The sequence below is a fragment of the Sagittula marina genome (genome assembly GCF_014196795.1).
In the GTDB taxonomy this organism is placed as follows: Bacteria; Pseudomonadota; Alphaproteobacteria; order Rhodobacterales; family Rhodobacteraceae; genus Sagittula; species Sagittula marina.
Genome location: NZ_JACIEJ010000003.1, coordinates 268,769 through 293,282, shown reverse-complemented (window position 1 = coordinate 293,282; position 24,514 = coordinate 268,769). Strand labels below are relative to the sequence as shown.

Sequence of the window (24,514 nt, the reverse complement as noted above, 5' to 3'; positions counted from 1 at the left end):
CTTCAGGTTGCGCTATCGCTTGCAATGCAGCGAGCGATAAAACGCTGCTTTGGAACGACGGACAATGAACCAGCGCTGACGGATAAGATCGGCGGCGTGGAACGCGGGGTCTGGAAGACAGCCCCCAACGCGCCAAATCCATCGAGGAAACCCGGCCCGCTCGCCCAAACCGTCAATTCAGATTCTCAACGCGACAAGAGGCCGGGTATATCTCGTCTCGTGCATCACTAAGTTCAATGTATGCCTCGTCTTTTTGGCATACCGTGCCTGCGGCTCAATGGATGCCGCGACGAAATATCCACGAAGCTGCACGTTCCTGCGTCTTGGCCAAACCATTGCGCTGTAACGTCATTCTGGCAAAGCCAGATCGGCCCGCCAGTTGCCTGCTCGACGATTTCACCTCGCAAAATGTACCGCCTCGCAACTGCTCCTTTCGGCTGCTTGCAACTCCCTCGGTCGAGCATATAAACTACGTTCAACAACTCAACTTATCCGATCCAAGGACCTTCCCTATGCCTGTGCGCTATATTCATGTGATCCTGGACAACGAACGCGAGCTGTTGTTGAAGGCATGGGGCTCCACGCAAGCCGAAGAAGGCTTGATCCGCCGGGACTTGTTCACCGAGCGCGAGGCGCGCACCCAGACCGAGATGCTGTATGATGCGCTATCGAAGGGCGTGAAGGCCAGCGTCGAAACCGACCTTCTGGACCCCGACGCCGAGTGCTGGGACGACATGCGCGCGGCTTTGGCAGATGTCACGCGCGAGCGCACAAAGCGCGGTGTTTCAACCGCCGAAATGGCAGCTTTTGTTCTGGCGCTGAAATATCCGCTGTTCGAGCGTCTGCGCACAACGGTGGACGATTCCAACGGCAAGGTGCTGATTGACGCAGTGAACCAGTTCACCCGCCTGATCGACTCGGTGTCGCTGTACACCACCGAGCTCTGCATCTCCGAACGCGACAAGACCATCAGACGTCAACAAGAAGAAATGATGGAACTGGCCTCTCCCGTGGTGGAGCTTTGGGATCGCATCGTCGCGGTGCCATTGGTCGGCACGCTTGATTCCATGCGCGCCCAGGAGGTGATGGAAAACACGCTGTCCGCCATCGTCGACAAGAAGGCCGACATTGTCATCATCGACATCACCGGCGTTCTGACCGTCGATACACAGGTGGCCCAGCACCTGATCCGCACCGCCGCCGCCGTCCGCCTGATGGGCGCAGAAGCGATCATCAGCGGCATCAGCCCGCGCATCGCGCAGACCATGGTGCAGCTCGGCGTGGACACCGGCGAGATCCGCACCCGCAGTTCGCTGCGCATGGCGCTGGCCGATGCGTTCCGTCAGTTGGACACTGACGTCATCTCTCGCATTGCGAAATGAGCGCGGAGCCGTCGATATGAGCCAGGCTGCAGGACTTTTCATGGTCGACGAGATCATGCTGGTCGCGATTGACGAAAACATCAACGACAGCGACATCGTGGCGCTTCAGGACCGGCTGGCCGAGGAGGTTCATGCCAACAACGCTCAAGGGATCGTCATAGACATCAGCGCGCTGGAAATCGTCGACACCTTTGTCGGACGGATCATCGCGCAGTTGGCGGGGATTGGCGTGCTCATGGATGCGCCGACCTACCTTGTCGGGATGCGGCCAGCGGTGGCGATGACTTTGGTGGAACTGGGCATGACCCTGCCTGCGGTGAAAACCGCGCGCAATCTGCAACACGCGGTGACGCGGCTCAGGGCCAGTCGGTGAGACGGCTCCCGCCTTTGCCGGGAACACTTTTCGAAAGCTATGAAATCCGTACCGAACAAGATATCTTTCGTGCCCGTCAGTCCGTAGGACGTGCCATGGACGCCCTCGGCGCCAAGGTCATCCGCAAGACCCGGCTGGTGACAGCAGTCAGTGAGATATTTCGCAACGGGCTGATTTACGGCGGCGGTGCCCTGGTCCTGATCCATTGCCACAATGCCACGCGCACTGTCTGGATAGACTGTTGCGACGACGGCCCGGGGATCGAGGATATGGCGCTCGCCCTGAGCGACGGCTATACCTCCGGGAGCGGCTTGGGGCGCGGTTTGGGTGGCGCGAAGCGTCTGGCAGACGCTTTCGAAGTCCTCTCCGAACCGGGGATCGGCACGCAGGTCAGATTGGCCGGGCGCGCGTAACGCCGCCAACGCAGAAGGGAAAGGTGCCTTATGCTGGAATGTCTCCACATCACCACGCGCGCCGACGTGGCTGCCGCACGTCAACAAGCGCGCGCCGAAGCCGTGCAAGCGGGGCTCAGCCCGACGCGGGCCGAGGACATCGCCATCGTAGCCACCGAACTGACCACCAATATCCTGAAATATGCCGGCACAGGGTGCTTTCTGGCGCAGGTCATGCCCCAGCCGATGGGAGTTTCCCTCGCCCTGATTGCCTTTGACGACGGGCCCGGCATCGACGATCTGGACCGAATGCGCCAGGATCGCATCAGCGAAGGAGACAGCGCTGGCATCGGCATCGGCGCGATCGAGCGTCTGTCCGACCGCGCAGAGATCGTCACCGGACCGACGGGCACAGTTTGGGCCTGCCGTTTTGACACGGCAGATGTGACGCGCCCGCATGGGCTGGACATCGCCGGTCTGCGTCTGTCCCATCCCACCGAGACTGTGTGCGGTGACGTTTGGGGCACGACAGAGCATCGCGGCGGGGTGCGGCTTGTGCTGGCAGATGGCATGGGACACGGCGATTCCGCCGCCGAGGCCGGTCAGGCCATGGTGGACGGCGCGCTGCACCGCCCCATGCATCCGCCAAAGCAGCGCCTGTTGCAGATCGCCGACGATCTGAAACGTACCCGAGGCGGTGTCATGTCGCTTCTCGATCTGCAGCCAGGCGCCCTGCGCGTCGACTACGGCAACCTTGGCAATATCAGCGCCTTCTATCTGCGCCGTGGCGACCAAAAGCGTTTGGCCACACGCGACGGCTACATCGGAAGCCCCGCCGCACGTCCGATGGAAGAACGCATCGACCTTGAGCCCGGTGATACCTTCGTGCTGCACAGCGATGGCTTGCGCACTGTAGGACCGGAGGACACAAGACCCCTGTTCGGGCAAAGCGCCCTGATGACAGCGGCGCTATTGATGGCCAATCGCGATTTATACCGCCGCGATGACATCAGCGTCGCAGTGGCCCACTGGGTTCGTTCTGACGACTGACGCGACCCTTCCCTTAGCCTATCCGGAGAGGACGATGGCCCAGACAATCACTTCGCTTTCGCTGACCGTGGCGGACGACATCAAGATCCTGCAAAAGATTGCCAAGGCCGTCACCGCCAGCCTCGGGTTCAAACCGTTCCATGCGACACGGCTGACCACCTGCGCGATGGAGTTGGCGCGCAACGTGATCGAGCATGGTCAAGGTGGACATGCTCGGCTTAGCCTGCATGAGCCGCGCGGCGGCGCCGTGGTGTTGCGCCTGGCCTTTGCGGATCAGGGCTCGGGGATTGACGATCTGGATGCGGCGATGGCCGGTCGTGAGCCCTACGCCCACGGCGAAGGCATGGGGCTTGGGCTGGCAGGCGCGCGGCGCATGGCGGACAACTTCCAGATCGAAACCGGCAACACCGGCACCCTGATCAAGGCGGATTTTGCGGCGCCGATCGACAGCGCCGACATCGCTCAATGCGCCGAGGCCGCAGGCAATCGCTGCGATGAAATCCTGATGCGCGAAGGCAATGCCGACCGCCGGATCCGCCAATTGGAAAGCGACCTTACCGCGCGGGACCTGACCATCGGAGAGGTACATCACCGCACCGCCAATAACCTGACGATGATCGGGTCTCTGGTCCGGATGGAGCAGCGCCGCGCACAGACCGACGAAGCCAAAGGCGTCCTTTCCTCGCTTGGCATACGCATCGAATCCATGGCCCGCACCCACAAGCTGCTGCAAAGCGGCGACACCGAAAGCGTGCGCCCCTTGGCCTACCTGCAACAGATCTCCGCCTTGGCCGAAAGCTTCAACCGCTCCGATCTGATTGTGCACGTCGATGTGAATGCCGATGACGCGCCGATACCGGCACGGCTTGCGCTGGACCTTGGGCTGATCACGGGGGAGCTGATCACCAACGCCTTCAAACACGCCTTCGCGGATCGGTCCGAAGGGCGTATCGCCATCTCCATGTCCACCGAAGGAGAAACCATCACCTATCGCTTCAGCGACGATGGCATCGGTCTTGCGCCGGGCCAACAGCCAGAACGGTCAGGATCGCTTGGCTGGCGGATGATCCGTGCCACCGTGTCCAGCAACCTCGGTCATCTCAATGTGTCCGGTGAAACCGGCCTGATGGTAGAGATGACATTCCCGGTGATCGGCTAGGGCCGGACCGGGTGTCCTGACCGCGCAGCGCGGCTTGCCGTCTCAGGCCGGACCCGAGCGTCACACTCGGAGCCAGCCTTCTTTCCGATATATAGTTCAATCGCTTAGATGTCGAAGTTCGACGGCAGAACGACCATGTCCCGAATGGTCACGTTCCGGGGACGCGTCAGCATGTACATCATGGCATCCGCGACTTCCTGGGTTTCCATCAGCGCGCCTGCATCCTTCATCCGCTGCAACCGTTCCGGCTCCCAGTCCGACAGCAAGGCGGAAATCACCGGACCGGGCGACACCTGCGCCACGCGAACACCGCTTTGCATCAGCTGACGGCGCATGGTCTGCACAAAGCTGGTGATCGCCCACTTGGACGCGGAATAGACAGGTTCCACATGGATGGCCGTATGTCCCGCGATGGAGCAGGTGACGATGATATCGCCGCTGCCGCGCTCTGTCATATGGGGGGCCACCGCGTGCACGTTTTTCATGACAGCGTTGACGTTGAGGTTCATCATGCGGTCGATGGCCTCGGGCGTGGTGTCCACCAGGTCGCCGCCGATGTAGCTGCCTGCGTTGCACAGCATGATGTCGATGTGATCCACCTTGGACAGGATCTCCGGCACCATCGCGTTACAGCTTTGCGGGTCAAGAAGGTCCGTCACCTGCGCAATGGCGGCATTTCCCAGATCGGCGGTCAGCGCGGTCAACGCCTCTGCATCGCGATCGACCATGACCACTGTCACGCCGTCCGCCAGCAGCGCCTTTGTGATCGACAAACCGATCCCCGAGGCCGCGCCGGTGACCGCCGCGACCTTGCCCTTCAATGGCATTCCCATGTCTTGTCTCCTGTTATCCAATATGTGCAGCGCTCAAGCCGCTGCATGTGGTGTGTGATGGGGCCGCGCGCAGCGGCGCATCGATCAAACCGACCGGCTCAAACTGAAAGGAACCCGCCGTCAACCGGCAGCATCGCCCCCGTGATCATCGCCGCGTCGTCTGACAGCAGCAGCGCAATGGCGCGCGCCACGTCCTCTGCCTCTGCAAAGCGTCCAGCCGGGTGCCGCGCCATCATCGGCGCGCTTTTGGCCGGATCGCTCCAGGCTTCGGCGGCCAGTTCCGTCATGGTAACCGTCGGCGCCAACGCCACGACCCGAATGCCATGCGGACCCAATTCCTTTGCCATGACGCGCGTCGCCCCCTCCAGACCGGCCTTTGACGCGGCGTAGCACACGTGGTCCTGAAACCCGCGATGCCCGGCGATGGAGGTCACGTTGACAATCGCGCCCTCACCACCAGCCGCGATGCGGGCCCGCGCAAACTCCTGCGCACAGATCAGGGCGGTCCGGAGGTTGATGCCCATGACGGTCTCGTACCCCTCCTCGGTCATGTCCAGAACGCTTTCAAGCACGTTGGTTCCGGCGCAGTTGATCAGCATATCGCAGGTCCCGGCCTCGGCCATTGCCTGCCGCGCGCCCTCTGCGCTGGCCAGATCCGCTGCAATGCTCCGACCTCCGATATCGGCGCGCAGGCTATCAAGGTCGGACTGCGTGCGGCTGATCGCGATGATCTCCGCACCCCGTGCCGCCAGCAGCTCTGCGGTCGCGCGACCAATGCCCTTGCCCGCGCCGGTGATGATGATGGATTTTCCTGAGAATTGCATAGGCTGCCTTTCCAAAGTTGGCATAGCGGGATGTCGTCTGAAGGTGCGTTTCGATTACGCCACGGTCCGTGCGGTTTCGGCCCGAACATCGCGGGCGAGATTTTGAAACCTGAGAAAGGCGTCGTAGCGGTGATCGTGGATCTGCCCGATGGCCCCGCCGGTCGGCTCTATCACCTCGGCGATATGCGACATGCGCGGCATGGCCGTTGAAATGTCTGGCAAAACGCCGGACGCCACGGCCCCCAGGATCGCCGACCCAAGCAAGACCGGTTCCGGGCAAACAGTGGTTGCAACCGGCAACCCCGTCGCGTCCGCCAGAATTTGGCGGATCAGGGGATGCTGCCCCGCACCGCCGCTGACCGCGATCGTGGAGACAGGCGCACCGTGCTGGCCTTGGGTTTCGATGATCTGGCGCAGGCCATAGCCCAGACCACAGATCCCCGCGACGTAGAGCGCCACCAATGACGCAAGATCCTGCTCCATCCCCTGCCCCACGATGACCGACCGCGCATGCGGATCGGCAAAGGGCGCGCGGTTGCCGAGGAACTCGGGCACCACATGCAGATCCCGCGCCAATGCCACGGCACCAGAGGGCGTCTCAGCGGCGGCCAGCGCCTGGTCGGCCAGCCACGCCGGCAGCGGCGTGCCATGCGCCTGTGCCAAGGCGGCGCCGTGGCTTGGGTGCAGGGACACCAGCTGGTCTATGGCCGCGCCCGCTGCGGACTGCCCGCCCTCGTTGAGCCATGCCCCCGGCACCATCGCCGCGTAATATGGCCCCCAGACCCCCGGCACAAAGGTCGGCTCTTGGGTCGTGGTCATCGTGCACGACGAGGTACCAAAGACATATCCAAGGCAATCGGTCACCGTTTCCGACCCGCCCGCACCGACGGTGCCAACGCCACCCGCATGGGCGTCGATCAAACCCGCGGCCACGGCGGTTCCGGGCAAAAGCCCAAGCTGCTCGGCCGCGCCTTCCGTCAGCCCGGACCCAAGCGATGTGCCCGGTGCAACGATCTCTTGCCCGATCCGGACGAAATCACCCTCCGCCAGATCGCCCAGTCCAATCGCCCGGAAATACGCCGGGTCCCAACGGCCCTCATGGGCCAGATAAGTCCACTTGCAGGTCACGGTGCATGACGACCGCGCAAGGCTGCCCGTCGCCATCCATCCCAGAAAATCGGTCAGGTCAAAGAAATGTCCTGCCGCCGCGTAGGTCTCGGGTCGGTTTTCCTTGAGCCACAGCAGCTTGGGCGTTTGCATTTCCGGAGAAATCGCCCCGCCAACGTACTTCAAGACGTCATGATCTTCGGCATTGATCCGGGCAGCCTGCGCAATCGCGCGATGGTCCATCCAGACGATGATGTCGCGTTCGGGGTGATCCGGATCGCCCACCGGCAATGCCGCCCCGTCCGGGCCGCGCACCACCATCGAGCAGGTCGCGTCAAAGCCGATGCCGCGCACGCTCTCCGCCGACACACCTGCCTGTGTCACGGCGGCGCGCGTGGCGTCACAGACAGCCTGCCAGACCTGCGCGCTGGATTGCTCTGCGATGCCACCGGGCGCGCGGTGCATGGCAATGTCATGTTTGGCGGTCGCCAGCAAAGTGCCTTGTGCGTCGAACACGCCGGCCCGCGCTGATCCTGTGCCGACATCCACGCCGATAAAGTGATCCGTCATAGTCTTTTCCTGTTCGTGAGGCATTCCTGCGCCTGTCGACCCCGGGCTTTAGGAGGAGAATTGTCCCGGGGCCGCAGGTTCAGTTCACCGCCATTCACGGCCAATGTAGATGGCCAGAAGGATGATGAGACCCTTGATGACGTCCTGGAGGTAAGGGTTGATGCCGACCAGGTTCAGACCGTTGTTGATGATGCCCAGCAGCACCGCGCCGATCAGCGTGCCAAGGATCAGACCCCGGCCCCCGGCAATCGCCGTGCCACCCAGAACCACCATGGCAATCGCGTCCAGTTCAAACGCCACGCCAGCCCCCGGCTGACCGCTCATCAGACGCCCGGTGAAGACAATCGCCGCCATGGCAGAGGTGAAGCCGGAGATCATGAACACGATCAGCTTGATCCGCTTGGTGTTCACACCGGACAACGTGGTCGCGGTCTCGTTGCCGCCGATGGCATAGACGTGACGGCCGAAGGCGGTGCGCTGCAACAAGACCCACGCCATCGCATAAAGCACGACCATGATGATGATCGGCACCGGAACACCTGCGACGCGGCCGATGCCAAACCAGGACACCCAGCCGGGCAAGCCGCTGATGGGATAGCCGCCGGAATAAACCAGGCCAAGGCCCCGCGCGATCAGCATTGTGGCCAGTGTCACGATGATCGCCGGCATCTTGCCCCAGGCCACCAGCAGCCCGTTGAACAGGCCAAACAGAATGCCCACGACAATCATCGCCAACAGGCCGATGCCGCCGGGCATGCCCATATTGACCATCACACCGGTGCCAAGCGTGCCACACAGCGCCATGACCGCGCCCACGGACAGGTCGATCCCGCCCGTCAGGATCACGAAGGTCATGCCGATCGCAAGGATGCCAATGATGGATTGCTGCCGCAACACGTTGACGATGTTGTCCAGGCTGAAGAAGTTGTCGCTGGCAAAGGCCATGGCGATGGAGACGACGATCAGACCAGCCAGGGGCAACAGCAAAGGCGAGTGCTTCAGACGCGCCGTCACCGCCTGCAAGGCCGATGACGACGATTGGGTGGTGGCGTCATGCGACATAGTTGAGCTTCCCCGTTGTGGCGTGTTTCATGATTTCTTCCGAGTTGATGGCGGCCCCTTCGAGCGTCGCCACGACGGCACCGCTCCGGAACACGCAAACCCGATCCGCAAGCCCGGTGATTTCCGGCAATTCCGAGGAGATCATGATGATCGAATAGCCTTCCTCGGTCAGTTCGCGCATCAATTGATAGATCTCGGCCTTGGCCCCGACGTCGATGCCGCGGGTTGGCTCGTCAAAGATCAGGATCGGCGTGTGGTGGTTCAGCCAGCGTGCGATAACCACCTTTTGCTGGTTGCCCCCCGACAGCGTATCGCAGGGCGCATCCGGCCCCGGCGCTTTGACCCGGACGTCATTGATGGCCTTGACCGTGTGCTTGCGCTCTGCGGCGAGGTCGAGGAACGCGCCCATCTTGCGGTACTTGCCGTAGTTGTTCACCGACACGTTCTGCATGATCGAAAATGACGTGATCAACCCTTGTTCTTTGCGGCTTTCGGGCAGCAAGCCAATGCCGCGGGCCAGCGCCTCGCTTGGATTGCGTGGTGTCGTGGCGTCGCCGTTGATCTCGACGTTCACGCGCACCGCCGGATAGGCGCCCATGATCGACAGCGCCGTCTCCGTGCGCCCCGACCCGACCAGCCCGGCAAAGCCCAGGATCTCGCCCTGGCGCAATTGAAAGCTGCTGAAGGGACCTGCCTTGTGCAGTTGGATTGTCTGCGCATCAATGACCACACGGGCCTGAGGACGCGCCTCCGGTTTTGGGGGAAAGTTGCTTTCGATCCGGCGGCCGACCATCATCTCCACCAGCTCATTGGTGTCGATATCACCCACCCTGCGCGTGCCGACGTACTCGCCGTCGCGCAGCACGGTGATCCGGTCGCAAATCTCGAAAATCTCTTCGAGGTGATGCGAGATAAAGACAATGGCCACGCCTTGGCTGCGCAGCTCGCGCATCACCTTGAACAGGTATTCGACTTCGCTGGGCGTCAAGGTGGCGGTCGGCTCGTCCAGCACCAGAATGCGCGCATCCAGCGACAACGCCTTCGCGATCTCGACGAACTGTTGCTCGGCCACGCTCAGCTCTGCCACAGGCTTGTCGAGCGAAACCTCGACACCCAGCTTGTCCAGCACTTCCTTGGCACGGGCGCGCATGGCCTTGCGGTCGAGCAACCCGAAACGGGTCTTTTTCTCGCGGGCCAGAAAGATGTTTTCCACCGCCGTCAGGTAGGGAATGAGGCTGAATTCCTGAAAGACGATGCCCACACCCGCCGCAATCGCCTCGTCGTAATGCGCAAAGTGCCGCGCCTTGCCGTCGATCTCGATCACGCCGTCATCCGCTCCGATGATCCCGCAAAGGATTTTCATCATGGTGGATTTGCCGGCACCGTTTTCGCCCAGAAGCGCGTGGACCTCTCCGGCCTGAACCTCAAGGTTCACACCGTGAAGCACCTGCACAGGGCCAAAGGCCTTCCGGATGCCCTTCATTTGTAGCATGTCTTGCCTCCCAACGTGATCCACGCCCGGACATTTCCGGGCGTGGAGAGGTGTCATGGCTTACCAGGCGAAGCCTTCAGCGCTGTCCGCATCCACGACGCGAACGTCGATCGGAACCTCGGACGGAACAACGCGTGCGCCCCAATACTGCGCCAGCGCCATGCCAAGGCCGACACGCACCTGATCGCGCGGGAACTGCGCCGTGGTTTCGATGAACGGTGTGCCGCGCGCGATGGCGTCGATGGCCTCCGGTGCGCCGTCCACGGATGTCAGCAGGATATCCTTGCCGGACCCCTGGATCGCGGCCAGCGCGCCCATGGCCCCACCGTCGTTGACCGAAAAGATGCCGCCAAGGTTCGGGTTCGCCTGGATCATGTTCTCGACCACACCCAGTGCGACGGAGCGGTCCTGACGACCGTTTTGCGTGTCCACCAGCGTGATACCGGGGGCCTCTTCCAGCGCGGCCTTGCAGCCTTCGACGCGCTCGAGGATCGGGATGACCGGGATACCGTCAAGAATGGCCACTTCGCCCTCGCCGCCCATGGCCTCTGCCAGGTACTGGCAGGACATGTAACCGGCGTCGCGGTTCTTGGAGCCGACGAACGTGTCCACCGGACCGTTGGCATTCGCGTCCACGGCGACCACGATCACGCCAGCGTCCTTGGCCATGCGCACGGCTGTTTCAATCCCGGCGCTGTCCGTGGGGTTGAGCAGCAGGATGTCGATGTCCTGTTGCAGCATGTCCTCGACGTCAGAGATCTGCTTGGCCACATCGTGCCCCGCATCGGTCACCACAACCTCAGCCCCGAGGCTTGCTGCCGCGTCTTCAAGCGCTTCACGCATGCTGACAAAGTAGGGGTTGTTCATTTCCTGAAAGGTCATGCCGATCTTGAGCTGATCGTCCTGAGCCTGCGCGATGCCCGTCGTGGCAGTGACGGCCAGCGCCGCAGCGGAAACGGTTTTCAAAAAGGTCTTCATTGTATCCTCCCTTGGATAGTAGACAAAAATCTTCCCCGTCCGCAGGCAGCACGCCTGCGGATTATGGATCGGAGTGAAGATTGGCGATGGTCAGACGGGCATGGGCACCGCCTTGTTCTCTGCGAAGGTCTGTCGAAATTCAGACGGCGACATGCCTTTCAGTCGCAGAAAATGTCGATTGAAGTTGGACAGGTTCAGAAATCCAACGTCGAAACAAATGTCAGACACCCGTGCGTCGGGGTCGGAAACCAGCATCTGGCAGGCCAGATCAATGCGGATCTGATTGCGGAACCGCACCAGCGTGGTGCCTGTATGGCGTTTGAACGACCGCGAAAAGGCGCTTTGGCTTTGGCCGGTCATCTCTGCCAGCTCGCTTTCGCTGACCGGTTCGGTCAGGTGATCGCGCAAATGGGCGATCACGCGGTTCATGTCCGACTCCTCGGCCTTGGCCATGTCCAGCATGAAGCTCAGGCTCGACAGGGTCTGGGTCTTCTTGGCCTGCAACAAGATATCGAGGATTTCGAAGAACAGCGCCAACCGCAGCGTCCCACGCGCGCCGATCAAGCGCGCCATCAACGGGCGGATGGCCTCACCGGTGGCGTAGTCGAACAGAATGCCGCGGTGGCTGCGCTCGAACAGCGCACGCGCGCCGTCTGCCTCGGGAAAAGCGTCCAGCACCTTATCCACGAAGCTTTGCGGAAACTGGATCACCTCGGTGCGGTGCGGCACGGTCTCCGCATCCCCGATGTTGCTGATCCAGTTCTGTGGCAGGTTCGGGCCGGTCATAATCAGCTGACCGGGGGAGAATTCCCCCACATGGTCGCCAATGTAAAACTTGCCGTCCGTGGCAACGACCAGGTGAATTTCGTATTCCGGATGATAATGCCAGCGCACCGTGCGAAACGGATACCCATGCCGCCAGGCAGCAAAGGACTCTCCGTCTCTGATATGGACCAATTCAAGGTCGAGTTGCATTACATCCTCCCAGCCCCGCCGAAGTCGCGCCTTGATGTCGTGGCATCGACCCTCCGGTCAGCGTTGATTCTGTTTGTATCATTCCAGAGGGCACCGAGCCACGACATCAGCACCCGATTTCTGATACTTTTTTGACCGGCAGTTAACCTTGAAGGCGAATAGGCTTAAATCCGATGCCATGATTCAGGCCGCAACGAACGCGCCAGATCGCGCTGCAACGCAGCAACAGCGGTGCTGAGAGCCGACCTTGCGCGGTATTTTAGCGATCCAGCACTTGATAACGCACATTAATTTTCAACGAAAACGTTTCAGACCGCACCCGCAGGCCACGTACTATTCTGCAGATGAGAGTGCTGATTTCGTATCAGGTCAGGCGCAGATCATGCTTTCCGTAACCCTTACGCCGTGATCAGAAACAGAAAATGCGCCAGCCTCGCGGCCAGCGCACCTCATATCTTCGTCTAAAAGCCCCGCCTCAGGAAGCGGGCAGCTCGATCTGGATCTTCACATCCGTTTCCCGCGCCTCAACTGCACGGTCAAAGGCCGCGATGCTGTCCTCGAATGGCAGCGTCGCGGAAATCAGAGGCGTCAAATCCACCTTGCCCGCCCCGATCAAGGCAATCGCCCGATCATAGATATTGGCGTAGCGGAACACGGTCTCGATACGCAGTTCCTTGGCCTGTAGCCCGACCACGTCCATCGGCACCGGATCGACCGGCATACCGACCAGGACAACCGTCCCACCGGGACGGGCAAGCGCCGGCACCCCCAGGATGGCAGGCGCCGCCCCGGAACATTCAAACACCACATCCGCACCCCAACCGTCGGTGGCCTCGGCAATCGCCTCAGCCACGGGCTTATTGCGGATGTTGATGGTCTCGATGCCGTCATAGGCCCCGATGATGTCCAGCTTCGGCTGCGCCAGATCGGCAACAAACACCTTCGCACAACCACCGGCCAAGGCCGCCAGCGCCGTCATCATCCCGATCGGCCCGGCGCCCGTGACCACGGCGATATCGCCGGGCTGGATGCGCGCGCGCAGGGCACTTTGCATGCCGATGGCAAAGGGTTCGACCATTGCCCCTTCGGCAAAGCTCACGTTATCGGGCAGCTTGTAGGTAAAGGCCGCCGGATGCACCACTTGCGGGGTCAGGCAGCCATGCACCGGGGGCGTTGCCCAGAACTGCACCGAAGGATCGACGTTGTAGATGCCCAGCTTCGACGCGCGCGACGTCTGGTCGGGAATCCCCGGCTCCATGCAGACACGGTCGCCGACGGAAAGGTGGCGCACATCTGCACCGACCTCGACCACTACGCCCGCCGCCTCATGTCCAAGGATCATGGGCTCATTGACCACGAAGGGGCCGATCTTGCCGTGGGTGTAGTAATGCACGTCGGACCCGCACACGCCGACGGTACGGATATCAATACGAACATCAGCCGGACCGAGTGTCTGCTCCAGCGGAAAATCCCGCAGCGACAGTTCGCCCTTTTTCTCAAGCACCAATGCTTTGACCATAGGAAACCTCCCAATTTGGCATCTCGATAGCCATTTCCGACCATAAAGGTCAAATCTAAACCGGAATGTTGCGCAAAGGCACGGCAACTCTTCCAGCTGGCAAAATTTCTATCACTCACACGGTCGTTCAGTATCAAGTGACATGGCAGCCCCCGGAAATCACGCGCGCGTCAAGCGGGGGCAGTTTGCCCCACCCCACCGCGGGCCGCCTCAGATATGGCGCGCCGCGCGCAGGCTGCGCCACCATTCCCGAAGGATCGCACCGCCTTCCCGACCGTACTGCCGTGTGGCTCCGCGCAATGATATATGCGGCTCCGGAGGGCTCGACACCTCCACCTGCATCCCCAGACGGCGCGCGATCATCCGCACCCGTGGCCCGTGGAACGCATCCGTGACCACAATCACGCGTCCGGCTTCCCCGCGTTGCTCCAGAAGGACACGCGACAGCGCCAGGTTTTCCGCCGTGTCGCGCGCCGCCTCCTCCAACATCAACGCCTGCTCCGGCACGCCGCCCGCCCGGCAGATCACAGCCATGACCGCCGCCTCCGACGGCGCATGCCACCGCTCTGCGCCCGACAGCACCATCGCGTCGATCTCGCCCGCCTGCCACAGCCTGACGGCGTGCACCGCCCGCCGCCGCAGCGCGGGCGAGGCCAGTCCGCCTTCCAGCACCATCGCGCCAAGCACCAAAGCCACCGCACGATCACGCTCTCGTATCTGCCCTTCCACTCCGCGCTCCATCCGTTACCCTGCGCCCAAAGCGACAGGAGATCACATGACCGATACCTACACACCGCCCAAAGTCTGGACCTGGGACGCGCCATCCGGCGGCACCTGGGCCAATCTCAACCGCCCCATCGCGGGCGCCACCCATGACAAGCCCCTGCCCGTCGGCGACCATCCGTTCCAGCTTTACTCCATGGGCACCCCCAACGGCCAGAAGGTCACGATCCTCTTCGAGGAACTGCTCGCCGCAGGCCACGCCGCCGAGTACGACGCCTGGCTGATCAAGATCGGCGATGGCGATCAATTCGGCTCCGGCTTTGTCGAGGCCAACCCGAATTCCAAGATCCCGGCGCTGATGGACCACTCCGGCGCCACCCCCGTGCGCCTGTTCGAATCCGCCGCGATCCTGATGCATCTGGCGGAAAAATTCGATGCCTTCCTCGGCCCGCGCGACAACCGGGCCGAGATGCTCTCCTGGCTGTTCTGGCAGATGGGCAGCGCGCCTTACCTCGGTGGGGGCTTTGGTCACTTCTATGCCTATGCACCTGAAAAGTTTGAATATCCGATCAACCGTTTCACGATGGAGGTCAAGCGCCAGCTCGACGTGCTCGACCGGCATCTGGCGGAGAACCAATTCATGGTCGGCGATCACTACACCATCGCGGACATGGCGATCTGGCCATGGTACGGGCGCACCGTGCATGGCGAAAGCTACGACGCCGGCGAATTCCTCGACGTGGCCAGCTACAAGAACGTGATCCGCTGGGCGGATGAGATCAGCGCACGCACGCCGGTGAAACGCGGCAAGATCATCAACCGCACCGGCGAAGGATTCGTCGAAAACCGCCACTCTGCCGCGGACATTGACGCCGTGCTGAACGCCTGAGGCGCGACATAATGGAGGGCGGGGTGCGCCCCGCCTTCCCCTGCGGCGTGACCCGCCTACCTCACCGCATATGAGCGATGACAGCAGCCACCCCGTTCCCCAATCCCGGTTTGCCCGCGCCGCCGGCTTGGGCCGCCTGACCAGCCGCACCTTGGCGGGCGCGGCCTTTGGCGCAGCCGGTCAACTGGCCCGAGGTCTGCGCCCCTCTGCGCGCGGCCTGATGCTTACCCCCGCCAACATCACCCGCCTGACCGAAGAGCTGTCGCGTATGCGTGGCGCGGCCATGAAGCTCGGTCAATTGATCTCGATGGAGACCCACGATCTGCTGCCGCCGGACCTGGCGCAGATCATGGCCCGCCTGCGCGCAGACGCAAAGCCGATGCCGCCCGCACAGCTCAAACGCCTGATGACAGAGGACTACGGAGCCAATTTCCAACGCCGTTTCAAACGCTTCGACCCGCGCCCCATCGCCGCCGCCTCCATCGGGCAGGTTCACCGGGCAGAGGCGCTCGACGGTCGGCCCCTCGCGTTGAAGATCCAGTATCCCGGCATCGCCCGCGCCATCGACGCCGATATTGCCAACCTCGGCACGCTGATCCGGCTTTCCGGCCTGCTGCCGCGTGACGTAGATCTGCCCGCCCTGCTCGAGGAGGCCCGCCATCAACTGCACGAAGAGGCCGACTACGCCCGAGAGGCCGCAAACCTCCGCGAGGCCGCGCAGCTCTTGGGCGACGATACCGGCTTTGCCCTGCCCACACCGCATGACGACCTCAGCACACCACGCATCCTCGCCATGGACTTCATGCCCTCACAGCCGCTGGACACTTTGGCCGACACGGATCAGGCCACCCGCGACCGGTTTGTCACGCGGCTTTTCGCGCTGTTCCTCCGAGAGGTCTTTGACTGGCGCGCCGTGCAAACCGACCCAAACCTTGCCAACTACCGTCTCGACGGCGATCGCATCGTGCTGCTCGATTACGGCGCGCTGCGGCATTACAGCCCCGACACGGTGCAGGATCTGCGCCAGCTTCTGCGCGCCACGGCCACGGGTGACGGGTTCCGCGCGGCCATGGACCTCAACGGCTACACCGATGACGCGACGAGCGACGCGCAATGGCACACACTGACCGAAATCGCCGCGTTGGTCCGCTCACCGCTGACCAGCGACGGCCCCTTTGACTTTGCCAACACAAGCACACTGGACCAAGCCCGGCTGCTCGGCCAGCGTCTGGCCTTGCAGGAAAACTACACCAAGGTCCCGCCGGTGGAGGCGCTGTTTTTGCAACGCAAGCTGGCCGGGCTGGTGTTGATGGCGACAACCCTGCGCGCCAAAGCTCCCCTCGGCGCGCTGGTCCGTCCCTATCTCATTCCAGACTGAGCTGCGCGCACAGGGCCCGCAATGCGCTGCGCTCTGGGTTATCCAGCTTTGCCACACGCGACCGGAACAGCGTTGCCTGGGAACGCAACACCGGCTCTTCCGCGAGTATTTTCAGATGGTTGGCACGCAAAGTTTCACCAGATGAGGTGATATCGGCGATGGCTTCGGCGGTCATGTTCTTGACCGTGCCCTCGGTCGCACCCTGACTGTCCACCAACTGATAATCGGCCACACCGCCCGCGTGCAGGTAGGCGCGCACCAGCCGGTGATACTTGGTGGCGATCCGCATCCGGAAACCGTGCTTCGCCCGAAAGGCCGAGGCCGCCGCGTCCAGATCGTCCAGCGTATCCACGTCGACCCAGCAGCTTGGCACAGCCACGATCAGATCCGCGTGGCCAAAGCCAAGCTCTGCCAGAGGATCGACCTTCTGTTCCCATTGTACCAGCTTGTCCTGCACCAGATCGGTGCCCGTCACGCCGAGGTGGATGCGCCCGGCCGCAAGTTCGCGCGGGATCTCGCCCGCCGACAGCAGCACCAGCTCGACACCCTCGACGCCGTCGACCTCGCCGGAATACTCGCGCTCTGACCCGGTGCGCCGCAACGAGACTCCCCGCGCGCCAAACCAGTCAAAGGTCTTTTCCATCAACCGTCCCTTGGACGGCACCCCCAGCTTGATCGTCATGCGCCCGCTCCCGCGTCCATATCGACCAGCAGGCCGGCGCGGATCACCGCACCCACTGCCGGGATTTCCTTGCCCTGCCCCAATTGACGGGTCAGCGCGTCATAGCGTCCGCCTGTGGCCACCGCCGGCCAGTTGGGCTGTTGACGGTTGAGAAAGCCAAAAACGAAGCCATCGTAATATTCCATTGAGGACCGACCGTAGCCCGCATCGAAGGCCAGCGTATCGACGTCGACGCCGCGCTCTGCCATGGCGTCGCACCGCGCACCAAACTGTTCCACAGCAACGGAAATCGCCGGCATATCCACCGCCAGATCGCGCAGATGCTCCAACGCAAAGGGACAGGCCTCGGAGACCTTCAACAGCGCCTCGATCAGGCTCACCTGTTCGGACGGCAAAGCCGGCGTGTCCGCGTCCTTGCGCAGCGCGTCGACACGCTGACGGATTTCGTCCTCGCCGCGCAAACCAATCATCGGGCCAGCGCCGTCCAGCGGATTGTCAGCTGACAATAGCGCCGCGCGTGAGGCCGGCATCGGCACCCTGCCCGCATATCGGTCGAGCAGAGCCCGAAACCGCCGAGGCCGCCAGATGTGGCGCATCAAGGCCGCGCGCCGTGGCTCCGACGTTTGCAACCCTTGGACCGCCGCCGTCAGAATACCAATATCGCCGGTGACGGGACTCAGGTGATAGTCCTTCAAGGTCTCAAAAAACAACGCAAAGACCTCTGCGTCCGCCGCGGCCGGGCTTTCGCGGTCAAACACCTCGTACCCGACCTGGAAATACTCAGCCGCGCGTTCCGGATGGTCTTCCTGGCGCCGAAACACTTCGCCTGCGTAGGTGTAGCGCGCGGGCTCCGCACCCTCCGCCATATGCATCTGCACCACCGGCACGGTAAAATCGGGGCGCAGCATCACCTCACCCCGCACCGGATCACTGGTGACAAAGGCGCGCGTGCGCACGTCCTCGCCATACAGATCCAGCAGCACCTCTGCCGGTTGCAGCACGGCACAATCGACCGGAGCCGCGCCCGCGGCCTCGAAGCGCGCCTTCAGCGAGGCGGCTTTCGCTCTGTTCTCTGCGGTTGTCATGCGTAAAGGTCCAGAATCTCTTGCACTTTCTTAACCAGGTCGCCGCGCGGCACTTCGTATTGGCTGGGGCGGTCTTTCCATTCGTCCAGTGTCGCGTTCTCCGCCAGCTTGGCGCCAAGGATCAGGTCCTTGATCTGCACGACGCCGCGCTCCTTCTCGTCACCGCCTTCGATGACGGCCACGGGCGACAGGCGTTTGTCGGCATATTTCAACTGGTTGCCAAAGTTCTTGGGGTTGCCGAGGTAGACCTCGGCCCGGATGCCAGCTTGGCGCAGCTCGGCAACCATCGCCTGATAATCGGCCATGCGCGCCTTATCCATGACGGTGACGACCACCGGACCCTGCTCCGTTCCGCCAATGCGGCCTTTCTCGCGCAGCGCCGCCAGCAGACGGTCCACACCGATGGAGACACCCGTCGCAGGCACAACCTGGCCGGTAAAACGCTTCACGAGGTCATCGTAGCGCCCGCCGCCCGCGACCGATCCGAACTGCCGCTTGCGGCCCTTTTCGTCAAGGATTTCAAAGGTCAGCTCTGCTTCGAACACCGGACCGGTGTAATAGCCAAGGCCACGCACCACGGATGGGTCGATGATGATACGGTCCGGGCCATAACCTTGAGCAGCAAGCAGCGATGCCATCTCCGCCAACTCATCCACACCCTCGGCGCCGATCTGGCTTTCGCCGACAGCGTCGCGAAGCGCGTCAAGCGTTGCCTCGTTGCTGTCGCGCTTGGAGGTCAGGAAGGCCACCACCGGTTCCGCCTGTTCCGGGGCCAGACCGACACCGTCGATATAGGCGCCCGACGCATCCAGACGCCCCTTGCCCAGCAGCTCGCGCACGCCTGCTTCGCCGACCTTGTCGAACTTGTCGATGGTGCGCAGCACGTCGGCGGATTGCGCATCGTCGGACACGCCCATCGCCTCCAGCACGCCATTCAAAACCTTGCGATTGTTCACCCGAACCACGTAGTCGCCGCGCGGGATGCCGAGCACCTCAAGGCAGTCGGACAGCATGGCGCAGATCTCTGCATCCGCCGCGACGCTTGCCGCGCCGACCGTGTCCGCGTCGCACTGGTAGAACTGACGATAGCGCCCCGGTCCCGGCTTTTCGTTGCGCCAGACAGGCCCCATGGCAAAACGCCGATACGGCAGCGGCAGGTCGTTGCGGTGCTCGGCATAGACGCGGGCCAGCGGCGCGGTCAGGTCATAGCGCAGCGCCATCCAGTTTTCGTCTTCGTCCTGCCAGGCAAAGACACCCTCGTTCGGGCGGTCGACGTCGGGCAGGAACTTTCCCAGCGCCTCGACCGTTTCGACGCCGGAACTTTCCAGCGCTTCAAAGCCGTAGCGATGATAGACCCCGGCGATGGCGCGCAGCATCTCGCTGCGCTCCGTCACCTCGGTGCCGAAATAGTCGCGAAAGCCCTTGGGCGTCTGCGCCTTGGGGCGGGGAGATTTCTTCACTTTGGCCATAGGAACCGTCCGGCTGTTTGTCCGTCGCGCTTCCTCTATCGGCTCCGGCCCGAGGGGGCAAGCAAGCGCCGCTCTTGCGATGTGACGCAGCCGCCCTTAGGGAAGACGAAACACCAAAGAGGACCGCCCGCCATGTCAGACCGCACGCAAGAGATGGAAGAACAGGTCGCTTACCTGCACAAAACCGTCGAGGAGCTGTCTGACGTGATCGCCAAGCAGGATATGGAGCTGCGCGCCCTCACCCAAAGGGTCGACCTGCTGATCCGCCGCGAAGCCGACCGGCAATCCGAAGCCCCCGGCGCCGCCATCTTTGGCGACGAACGGCCCCCGCATTACTGAACCGTGATGATTTAACGGAAACGGGCGCCCAGATGAGCGCCCGTTCGTATGTCAGTTCGCCTTATGCGTCGTCGTCCACAAGGTCCGGATCGTCCGGCGGCATGTCGAATTCCAGGCCGTGCGCGGCGCGGATCTTGTCTTCGATCTCCAGCGCCACACGCTTGTTTTCCTTGAGGTATGTCTTGGCGTTTTCGCGGCCCTGCCCGATGCGTTCATCGCCGTAGGAATACCACGCGCCGGATTTGTCCACGACGCCGGCCTTCACCCCGAGATCAAGCATTTCGCCCATCTTGGAAATGCCTTCGCCATACATGATGTCGAATTCCACCTGCTTGAACGGCGGCGCGACCTTGTTCTTCACCACCTTCACGCGGGTCTGGTTGCCCACAACTTCGTCGCGGTCCTTGATCGCGCCGATGCGACGAATGTCGAGACGCACGGAGCTGTAGAACTTCAGCGCGTTGCCGCCGGTGGTTGTTTCGGGCGAGCCGAACATGACGCCGATTTTCATCCGAATCTGGTTGATGAAAACCACCATGCACTTCGATCGGCTGATCGACCCGGTCAGCTTGCGCATTGCCTGGCTCATCAGGCGAGCGTGAACGCCGACGCTGCTGTCGCCCATGTCCCCTTCGAGCTCGGACTTCGGCGTCAATGCCGCCACCGAGTCGACAACCACAAGGCTGACCGCGCCCGACCGCACCAGTGTATCGACGATCTCCAACGCCTGTTCGCCGGTGTCAGGCTGCGAAATCAGCAGCTCGTCCAGATCGACGCCCAGTTTTTTCGCATACTGTGGGTCCAGCGCGTGTTCGGCGTCAACAAAGGCGCAGACCCCGCCCTTCTTTTGTTCCTCGGCCACCACATGCAGGGTCAGCGTGGTCTTGCCCGACGATTCCGGGCCATAGATCTCGATGATCCGCCCCTTGGGCAGACCGCCGATCCCGAGCGCGATATCAAGACCGAGAGACCCGGTCGACGTCGCCTCGATATCGTGCAGGACGTTGTCGCCGCCCAGTTTCATGATGGACCCTTTGCCGAACTGCCGTTCGATCTGGGCCAGGGCGCTGTCGAGCGCCTTTTGCTTGTCTGCGCTTTTCTTGTTGTCCATGCTCAGAAGATCTGCCGTTGCCATTGGGGTTGGCTCCTTATTTCACACGCGCCGTAACGCGGCAATGTCGCTTTTGTTCGCGGCTTGTTCTCATCAGATATGAGCACAAAGTGAGAACATATCAAGTTAAATCTTGCCTTTTTCAGGCTGACACTTGTTGGTTAAAAGAACATTGAGGAATGTGAGGGGCTTGAGAGAAATGCTGATATTCTGGAAGCCTCGGCTGGTGATGCTCGCTGTGCCCAAGACTGGAACATCGGCCTATGCCCGCGCTTTGGGTCCCCTCGCGTCAATGGTCGTGAATGACCCGCCGGAGCTGAAACATGCGCCGGTCTATCGCTATAACCGGTTCTTCCGACCCATGCTGGAAAAGGTTGGCGGCGATGACATGGAGCTGCTCGCGGTGATCCGTGAACCGATTTCCTGGCTCGGCTCATGGTATCGCTATCGTCAACGCGGGTTTCTTGAGGGCCGTCCGACGTCGACACGCGGGATGAGCTTCGACGATTTCTGCCAGGCCTATGCCACCGGCGACCGACCGCCGTTTGCCAACGTGGGCAGTCAGGCGAAATTCGTCGAGCCGCGCCCCAACGGGATCTCCGTCACGCATCTGTTCAAATACGAGAATCAATCCGGTCTGATTGATTTCCTGGAAACGCGGCTGAACACGACCATCGACCTGCCCCGGGAAAATGTGTCGCCCATGCGGGACACTGAATTAACGACAGAGACCGAAGCCAAATTGCGCCGCAAATGTGCCGATGATTTTGCCATCTGGGACAGCGCCTTGTGAGCTAGTGGAGCTGTTGGTGAACCGTCTCGGTCAATTCCGACAATGAGAACGGCTTGGGCAGAAAGACGGAGTTCGGAATGGCTTCCGATCCTTCGCCAAAGGCATCCTCGGCATACCCGGAGACAAAGACCACCCGCGTGTCGGGTCGATTCACGCGCGCCTTGCGCACCCAGGTCGGCCCATCCATTCCGGGCATCACCACGTCGGTGACAAAGATGTCCACGCCCAGGGCCTCGTCCTCCAGCGTGGCGAGCGCATCCTCCGCCGTCTCCGCTTCGATCACCGTGTAGCCGCGCAGCCGCAGTGCGCGCGCAGCAAAGGCACGGACCGGGGCTTCGTCCTCGACCAGAAGCACGACGCCGGACCCTTTTTCGGGAAGCTTGGCGACGGTCTTTTCCTCGACAACCGCAGTTGCAGCTTTCGCGTCTATCTCGTTCGAGGGCAAAAGCAGCGTGAAGCAGGTGCCTTGGCCGACCACGCTGTCGACAAAGATAAACCCTCCCGTCTGCTTGACGATCCCATAGACGGTCGAGAGCCCAAGCCCCGTCCCTTCGCCGGGACGTTTGGTTGTAAAGAACGGCTCGAACACCTTCTGCAACTTGTCCGGCGGAATGCCCATGCCTTCGTCGATCACGCGGACGGACACGTAGGTGCCGGGCGCCACCACCGCGCGATCGCGTTTGAGTGGCTCGCGCAGCTCGCGACGCTCTGTCTCCACTACGATTTCCCCGCCGTCCGGCATGGCGTCGCGGGCGTTGACCACGAGGTTCATCATCACCTGTTCAAGCTGACGACGATCACCACGAACAGGCGGCAGAACCGGGTCATGGCGCAGTGTCAGTCGCACCCGCTCCCCCACCAGACGGTTCAGCAAATGTGCCAGATCGGACAGCGTGTCCCGCAGGTCCAGCACCTCCGGCTGCATGGTCTGTTTGCGCGAGAAGGCCAGCAACTGCCCCACCAAAGCCGCCGCACGATTGGCGTTCTGGTTGATCTGAACAAGGTCACCGTATTCCGGATCGCCCTGATCGTGACGCATCAACAAAAGGTCGCAATGCCCTGAAATTGCAGTCAAAAGATTGTTGAAATCATGCGCGACACCGCCGGCAAGCTGACCGATGGCTTGCATCTTCTGGCTTTGCACGAATTGCGCTTCGAGCGTTTTCAATTCGGTCGCGTCGTTCAACACGGCGATCAGACATTTTTCGCCGTCTTCCACAACGCGGTTCAACGTAACCTGCACAAAGACTTCGCGGTCGGCGCGTGTCAGGCGCAGGAACTCAGACCGATGGAGGCCGCGACCATCAACGGCCTCTTGCAGCCAGTCTTTCAAAGCGCGGCCAAGCCCTTCCATATGCTCGGCAATATGACCCGGCTCACCACTCTCGAGGTTCAACATGCGCCGCGCCTCCGGATTGGCGCGCAGAATGCGCCCCTCCGGCGTGACCTTCAGCAAAGGCACAGGAAGTCCGTCGAACGTCCCGGCTGTGTCGGCCTGTTCGACCTCTTCAGCGATGGGAGAGATCACCAGTTCAATCCGCCCCGCGCCGATGTCATTGGTCTGTACCAGGGCGCGCTGGTCACCGTCCGCGGCTTGTATGTGATGCACACCACCGGAGCGTAAAGGCAGATCGCTGAACACATCCTGAAGCCGTTTTACCCGGCCACCAACCAAGGCGCGCGCGCAGGGATTCATGTAAAGGATCGCCCCATTGCGACCGACCGACATCACAGGTTGATCGGCGCGCGCCGGCGTGGCACCGCGATGGGCCTCTGTTTCAAAGCGCCACAGGATCACGTCCGGCGAAAAGGCTCGAACGTAAATTCTGAAGCCTTCCGAATGGCTTGTCACCTCTTCCAAGGCGGTGCCCTCTTTCAGCGCCCTGTCCTGAAGCCGGTACAAGATCCCCTCGGTCGAGGCAAAGATATCACGCAGCACATCGGCCAGCGGCTCCTGGTGCGAGGGCTGAAATCTGGCGCGGGCTGCGGCATTGGCCTGCAACGTGATGCCGCCCCCATCGCAGATGAAACAAAACCCCGGTTCCGTTTCGACGAGATCGGCGAGTTGTTTCACCTGATGCGACCGTCGCTTCGCCAAGACAACATCCGCCAAGAGCCACAACAGCGCCACCGCACTGAGCGCGCCGGTGGCCGCCAAGGCCGCAATCTGCACCTGTTGCGTCGTTGCGCTTTGCGACAGCCAGAGCGCCCCAGCCGCAAGAACGATGAGCAATGCGGCCCCGAACACCGGGGTCAAGGATTGCGGTCTGTCCATCTCACCTGCGATATTTGACACTCCAACCTCACATTCGAATCCTGGCACCATCCA

23 protein-coding genes are annotated in these 24,514 nt (G+C 62.2%); 9 read left to right on the top strand and 14 right to left on the bottom strand.

Annotation, left to right across the window (positions count from 1 at the left end):
• The first annotated feature begins 512 nt into the window (after positions 1-512).
• The 5 genes from GGQ68_RS07580 to GGQ68_RS07560 are packed head-to-tail and all read left to right on the top strand — an operon-like array spanning position 513 to position 4,356.
• Positions 513-1,382 carry an STAS domain-containing protein gene (locus GGQ68_RS07580; protein ID WP_183964602.1) on the top strand — a complete coding sequence of 290 codons (870 nt, stop codon included), beginning with the start codon at positions 513-515 and terminating at the stop codon, positions 1,380-1,382.
• Positions 1,383-1,398: 16 nt separating this feature from the next.
• The gene (locus GGQ68_RS07575) at positions 1,399-1,755 is read left to right on the top strand and encodes an STAS domain-containing protein (RefSeq protein ID WP_183964600.1); all 357 of its coding nucleotides are present in this window, start codon (positions 1,399-1,401) and stop codon (positions 1,753-1,755) included.
• Entirely contained in the window at positions 1,752-2,168 is a 417-nt protein-coding gene (locus tag GGQ68_RS07570; protein ID WP_183964597.1) for an ATP-binding protein, read from the top strand. Before GGQ68_RS07575 ends, GGQ68_RS07570 begins: the two co-directional genes overlap by 4 nt.
• Positions 2,169-2,198: 30 nt before the next feature.
• Positions 2,199-3,197, top strand: a complete 999-nt coding sequence (locus GGQ68_RS07565) for a SpoIIE family protein phosphatase (protein ID WP_183964595.1) — start codon at positions 2,199-2,201, stop codon at positions 3,195-3,197.
• 34 nt (positions 3,198-3,231) lie between these two features.
• A complete protein-coding gene (locus tag GGQ68_RS07560; protein WP_183964593.1) occupies positions 3,232-4,356 on the top strand; it encodes a sensor histidine kinase in 1,125 nt (374 codons plus the stop codon).
• A 104-nt stretch (positions 4,357-4,460) separates the two neighbouring features.
• Here the strand turns inward: GGQ68_RS07560 and GGQ68_RS07555 are convergent, their stop codons facing one another.
• The 9 genes from GGQ68_RS07555 to GGQ68_RS07515 all read right to left on the bottom strand — a co-directional run bounded on the left by GGQ68_RS07555 (position 4,461) and on the right by GGQ68_RS07515 (position 14,457).
• Positions 4,461-5,189: an SDR family oxidoreductase gene (locus GGQ68_RS07555; protein ID WP_183964592.1), complete on the bottom strand. Its 729-nt coding sequence runs from the start codon at positions 5,187-5,189 to the stop codon at positions 4,461-4,463.
• A gap of 98 nt (positions 5,190-5,287) precedes the next feature.
• Positions 5,288-6,013, bottom strand: coding sequence for an SDR family oxidoreductase (locus tag GGQ68_RS07550; RefSeq protein WP_183964590.1), 726 nt, complete (start codon positions 6,011-6,013; stop codon positions 5,288-5,290).
• Between the two features lie 54 nt (positions 6,014-6,067).
• A complete protein-coding gene (locus tag GGQ68_RS07545; RefSeq protein ID WP_183964588.1) occupies positions 6,068-7,690 on the bottom strand; it encodes an FGGY-family carbohydrate kinase in 1,623 nt (540 codons plus the stop codon).
• An 84-nt stretch (positions 7,691-7,774) separates the two neighbouring features.
• Positions 7,775-8,752, bottom strand: a complete 978-nt coding sequence (locus GGQ68_RS07540) for an ABC transporter permease (RefSeq protein ID WP_183964586.1) — start codon at positions 8,750-8,752, stop codon at positions 7,775-7,777.
• A complete protein-coding gene (locus GGQ68_RS07535; protein ID WP_183964584.1) occupies positions 8,742-10,244 on the bottom strand; it encodes a sugar ABC transporter ATP-binding protein in 1,503 nt (500 codons plus the stop codon). Before GGQ68_RS07535 ends, GGQ68_RS07540 begins: the two co-directional genes overlap by 11 nt.
• A gap of 60 nt (positions 10,245-10,304) precedes the next feature.
• Positions 10,305-11,222, bottom strand: coding sequence for an ABC transporter substrate-binding protein (locus GGQ68_RS07530; RefSeq protein ID WP_183964581.1), 918 nt, complete (start codon positions 11,220-11,222; stop codon positions 10,305-10,307).
• Positions 11,223-11,312: 90 nt separating this feature from the next.
• On the bottom strand, positions 11,313-12,197 hold the full coding sequence (locus tag GGQ68_RS07525; protein WP_183964579.1) for an AraC family transcriptional regulator: 885 nt from the start codon (positions 12,195-12,197) through the stop codon (positions 11,313-11,315).
• A 475-nt stretch (positions 12,198-12,672) separates the two neighbouring features.
• Positions 12,673-13,716 carry an NAD(P)-dependent alcohol dehydrogenase gene (locus tag GGQ68_RS07520; protein ID WP_183964577.1) on the bottom strand — a complete coding sequence of 348 codons (1,044 nt, stop codon included), beginning with the start codon at positions 13,714-13,716 and terminating at the stop codon, positions 12,673-12,675.
• Between the two features lie 210 nt (positions 13,717-13,926).
• Positions 13,927-14,457, bottom strand: coding sequence for a YdcF family protein (locus tag GGQ68_RS07515; protein WP_183964575.1), 531 nt, complete (start codon positions 14,455-14,457; stop codon positions 13,927-13,929).
• Positions 14,458-14,491: 34 nt separating this feature from the next.
• On the opposite strand from GGQ68_RS07515, the gene yghU reads away from it, so the two are divergent.
• Both yghU and GGQ68_RS07505 read left to right on the top strand, forming a co-directional pair.
• On the top strand, positions 14,492-15,328 hold the full coding sequence (yghU, locus tag GGQ68_RS07510; RefSeq protein WP_183964573.1) for a glutathione-dependent disulfide-bond oxidoreductase: 837 nt from the start codon (positions 14,492-14,494) through the stop codon (positions 15,326-15,328).
• 70 nt (positions 15,329-15,398) lie between these two features.
• Positions 15,399-16,706, top strand: coding sequence for an ABC1 kinase family protein (locus GGQ68_RS07505; protein ID WP_183964571.1), 1,308 nt, complete (start codon positions 15,399-15,401; stop codon positions 16,704-16,706).
• Here the strand turns inward: GGQ68_RS07505 and hisG are convergent.
• From hisG to hisS, 3 genes are read right to left on the bottom strand one after another with little or no spacing between them, the layout of a single operon-like run.
• The gene (hisG, locus tag GGQ68_RS07500; RefSeq protein ID WP_183964569.1) at positions 16,693-17,388 is read right to left on the bottom strand and encodes an ATP phosphoribosyltransferase; all 696 of its coding nucleotides are present in this window, start codon (positions 17,386-17,388) and stop codon (positions 16,693-16,695) included. The two genes, GGQ68_RS07505 and hisG, sit on opposite strands and share 14 nt — an antisense overlap.
• Positions 17,385-18,473: an ATP phosphoribosyltransferase regulatory subunit gene (locus GGQ68_RS07495; protein ID WP_183964568.1), complete on the bottom strand. Its 1,089-nt coding sequence runs from the start codon at positions 18,471-18,473 to the stop codon at positions 17,385-17,387. Before GGQ68_RS07495 ends, hisG begins: the two co-directional genes overlap by 4 nt.
• The gene (gene hisS / locus GGQ68_RS07490; RefSeq protein WP_183964566.1) at positions 18,470-19,942 is read right to left on the bottom strand and encodes a histidine--tRNA ligase; all 1,473 of its coding nucleotides are present in this window, start codon (positions 19,940-19,942) and stop codon (positions 18,470-18,472) included. Before hisS ends, GGQ68_RS07495 begins: the two co-directional genes overlap by 4 nt.
• A 132-nt stretch (positions 19,943-20,074) precedes the next feature.
• Here hisS and GGQ68_RS07485 point away from each other — a divergent pair, with 132 nt between their 5' ends.
• Positions 20,075-20,281, top strand: a complete 207-nt coding sequence (locus GGQ68_RS07485; protein WP_183964564.1) for a SlyX family protein — start codon at positions 20,075-20,077, stop codon at positions 20,279-20,281.
• Positions 20,282-20,342: 61 nt separating this feature from the next.
• On the opposite strand, the gene recA is transcribed toward GGQ68_RS07485, so the two are convergent.
• Positions 20,343-21,416: a recombinase RecA gene (gene recA / locus GGQ68_RS07480; protein ID WP_183964562.1), complete on the bottom strand. Its 1,074-nt coding sequence runs from the start codon at positions 21,414-21,416 to the stop codon at positions 20,343-20,345.
• Positions 21,417-21,591: 175 nt separating this feature from the next.
• Here recA and GGQ68_RS07475 point away from each other — a divergent pair, with 175 nt between their 5' ends.
• The gene (locus GGQ68_RS07475; protein ID WP_183964560.1) at positions 21,592-22,185 is read left to right on the top strand and encodes a gamma-glutamyl kinase; all 594 of its coding nucleotides are present in this window, start codon (positions 21,592-21,594) and stop codon (positions 22,183-22,185) included.
• 1 nt (position 22,186) lies between these two features.
• On the opposite strand, the gene GGQ68_RS07470 is transcribed toward GGQ68_RS07475, so the two are convergent.
• Positions 22,187-24,460, bottom strand: coding sequence for an ATP-binding response regulator (locus GGQ68_RS07470; RefSeq protein ID WP_183964963.1), 2,274 nt, complete (start codon positions 24,458-24,460; stop codon positions 22,187-22,189).
• Between the last annotated feature and the right edge of the window lie 54 nt (positions 24,461-24,514).

Excerpts from the sequence above, each read along its gene's own strand:
- GGQ68_RS07580 (WP_183964602.1), top strand. The coding sequence starts at position 513 with ATGCCTGTGCGCTATATTCATGTGATCCTGGACAACGAACGCGAGCTG.
- GGQ68_RS07575 (WP_183964600.1), top strand. The coding sequence starts at position 1,399 with ATGAGCCAGGCTGCAGGACTTTTCATGGTCGACGAGATCATGCTGGTC.
- GGQ68_RS07565 (WP_183964595.1), top strand. The coding sequence starts at position 2,199 with ATGCTGGAATGTCTCCACATCACCACGCGCGCCGACGTGGCTGCCGCA.
- GGQ68_RS07560 (WP_183964593.1), top strand. The coding sequence starts at position 3,232 with ATGGCCCAGACAATCACTTCGCTTTCGCTGACCGTGGCGGACGACATC.
- GGQ68_RS07555 (WP_183964592.1), bottom strand. The coding sequence starts at position 5,189 with ATGGGAATGCCATTGAAGGGCAAGGTCGCGGCGGTCACCGGCGCGGCC.
- GGQ68_RS07550 (WP_183964590.1), bottom strand. The coding sequence starts at position 6,013 with ATGCAATTCTCAGGAAAATCCATCATCATCACCGGCGCGGGCAAGGGC.
- GGQ68_RS07545 (WP_183964588.1), bottom strand. The coding sequence starts at position 7,690 with ATGACGGATCACTTTATCGGCGTGGATGTCGGCACAGGATCAGCGCGG.
- GGQ68_RS07540 (WP_183964586.1), bottom strand. The coding sequence starts at position 8,752 with ATGTCGCATGACGCCACCACCCAATCGTCGTCATCGGCCTTGCAGGCG.
- GGQ68_RS07535 (WP_183964584.1), bottom strand. The coding sequence starts at position 10,244 with ATGCTACAAATGAAGGGCATCCGGAAGGCCTTTGGCCCTGTGCAGGTG.
- GGQ68_RS07530 (WP_183964581.1), bottom strand. The coding sequence starts at position 11,222 with ATGAAGACCTTTTTGAAAACCGTTTCCGCTGCGGCGCTGGCCGTCACT.
- GGQ68_RS07525 (WP_183964579.1), bottom strand. The coding sequence starts at position 12,197 with ATGCAACTCGACCTTGAATTGGTCCATATCAGAGACGGAGAGTCCTTT.
- GGQ68_RS07520 (WP_183964577.1), bottom strand. The coding sequence starts at position 13,716 with ATGGTCAAAGCATTGGTGCTTGAGAAAAAGGGCGAACTGTCGCTGCGG.
- GGQ68_RS07515 (WP_183964575.1), bottom strand. The coding sequence starts at position 14,457 with ATGGAGCGCGGAGTGGAAGGGCAGATACGAGAGCGTGATCGTGCGGTG.
- yghU (WP_183964573.1), top strand. The coding sequence starts at position 14,492 with ATGACCGATACCTACACACCGCCCAAAGTCTGGACCTGGGACGCGCCA.
- GGQ68_RS07505 (WP_183964571.1), top strand. The coding sequence starts at position 15,399 with ATGAGCGATGACAGCAGCCACCCCGTTCCCCAATCCCGGTTTGCCCGC.
- hisG (WP_183964569.1), bottom strand. The coding sequence starts at position 17,388 with ATGACGATCAAGCTGGGGGTGCCGTCCAAGGGACGGTTGATGGAAAAG.
- GGQ68_RS07495 (WP_183964568.1), bottom strand. The coding sequence starts at position 18,473 with ATGACAACCGCAGAGAACAGAGCGAAAGCCGCCTCGCTGAAGGCGCGC.
- hisS (WP_183964566.1), bottom strand. The coding sequence starts at position 19,942 with ATGGCCAAAGTGAAGAAATCTCCCCGCCCCAAGGCGCAGACGCCCAAG.
- GGQ68_RS07485 (WP_183964564.1), top strand. The coding sequence starts at position 20,075 with ATGTCAGACCGCACGCAAGAGATGGAAGAACAGGTCGCTTACCTGCAC.
- recA (WP_183964562.1), bottom strand. The coding sequence starts at position 21,416 with ATGGCAACGGCAGATCTTCTGAGCATGGACAACAAGAAAAGCGCAGAC.
- GGQ68_RS07475 (WP_183964560.1), top strand. The coding sequence starts at position 21,592 with ATGCTGATATTCTGGAAGCCTCGGCTGGTGATGCTCGCTGTGCCCAAG.
- GGQ68_RS07470 (WP_183964963.1), bottom strand. The coding sequence starts at position 24,460 with ATGGACAGACCGCAATCCTTGACCCCGGTGTTCGGGGCCGCATTGCTC.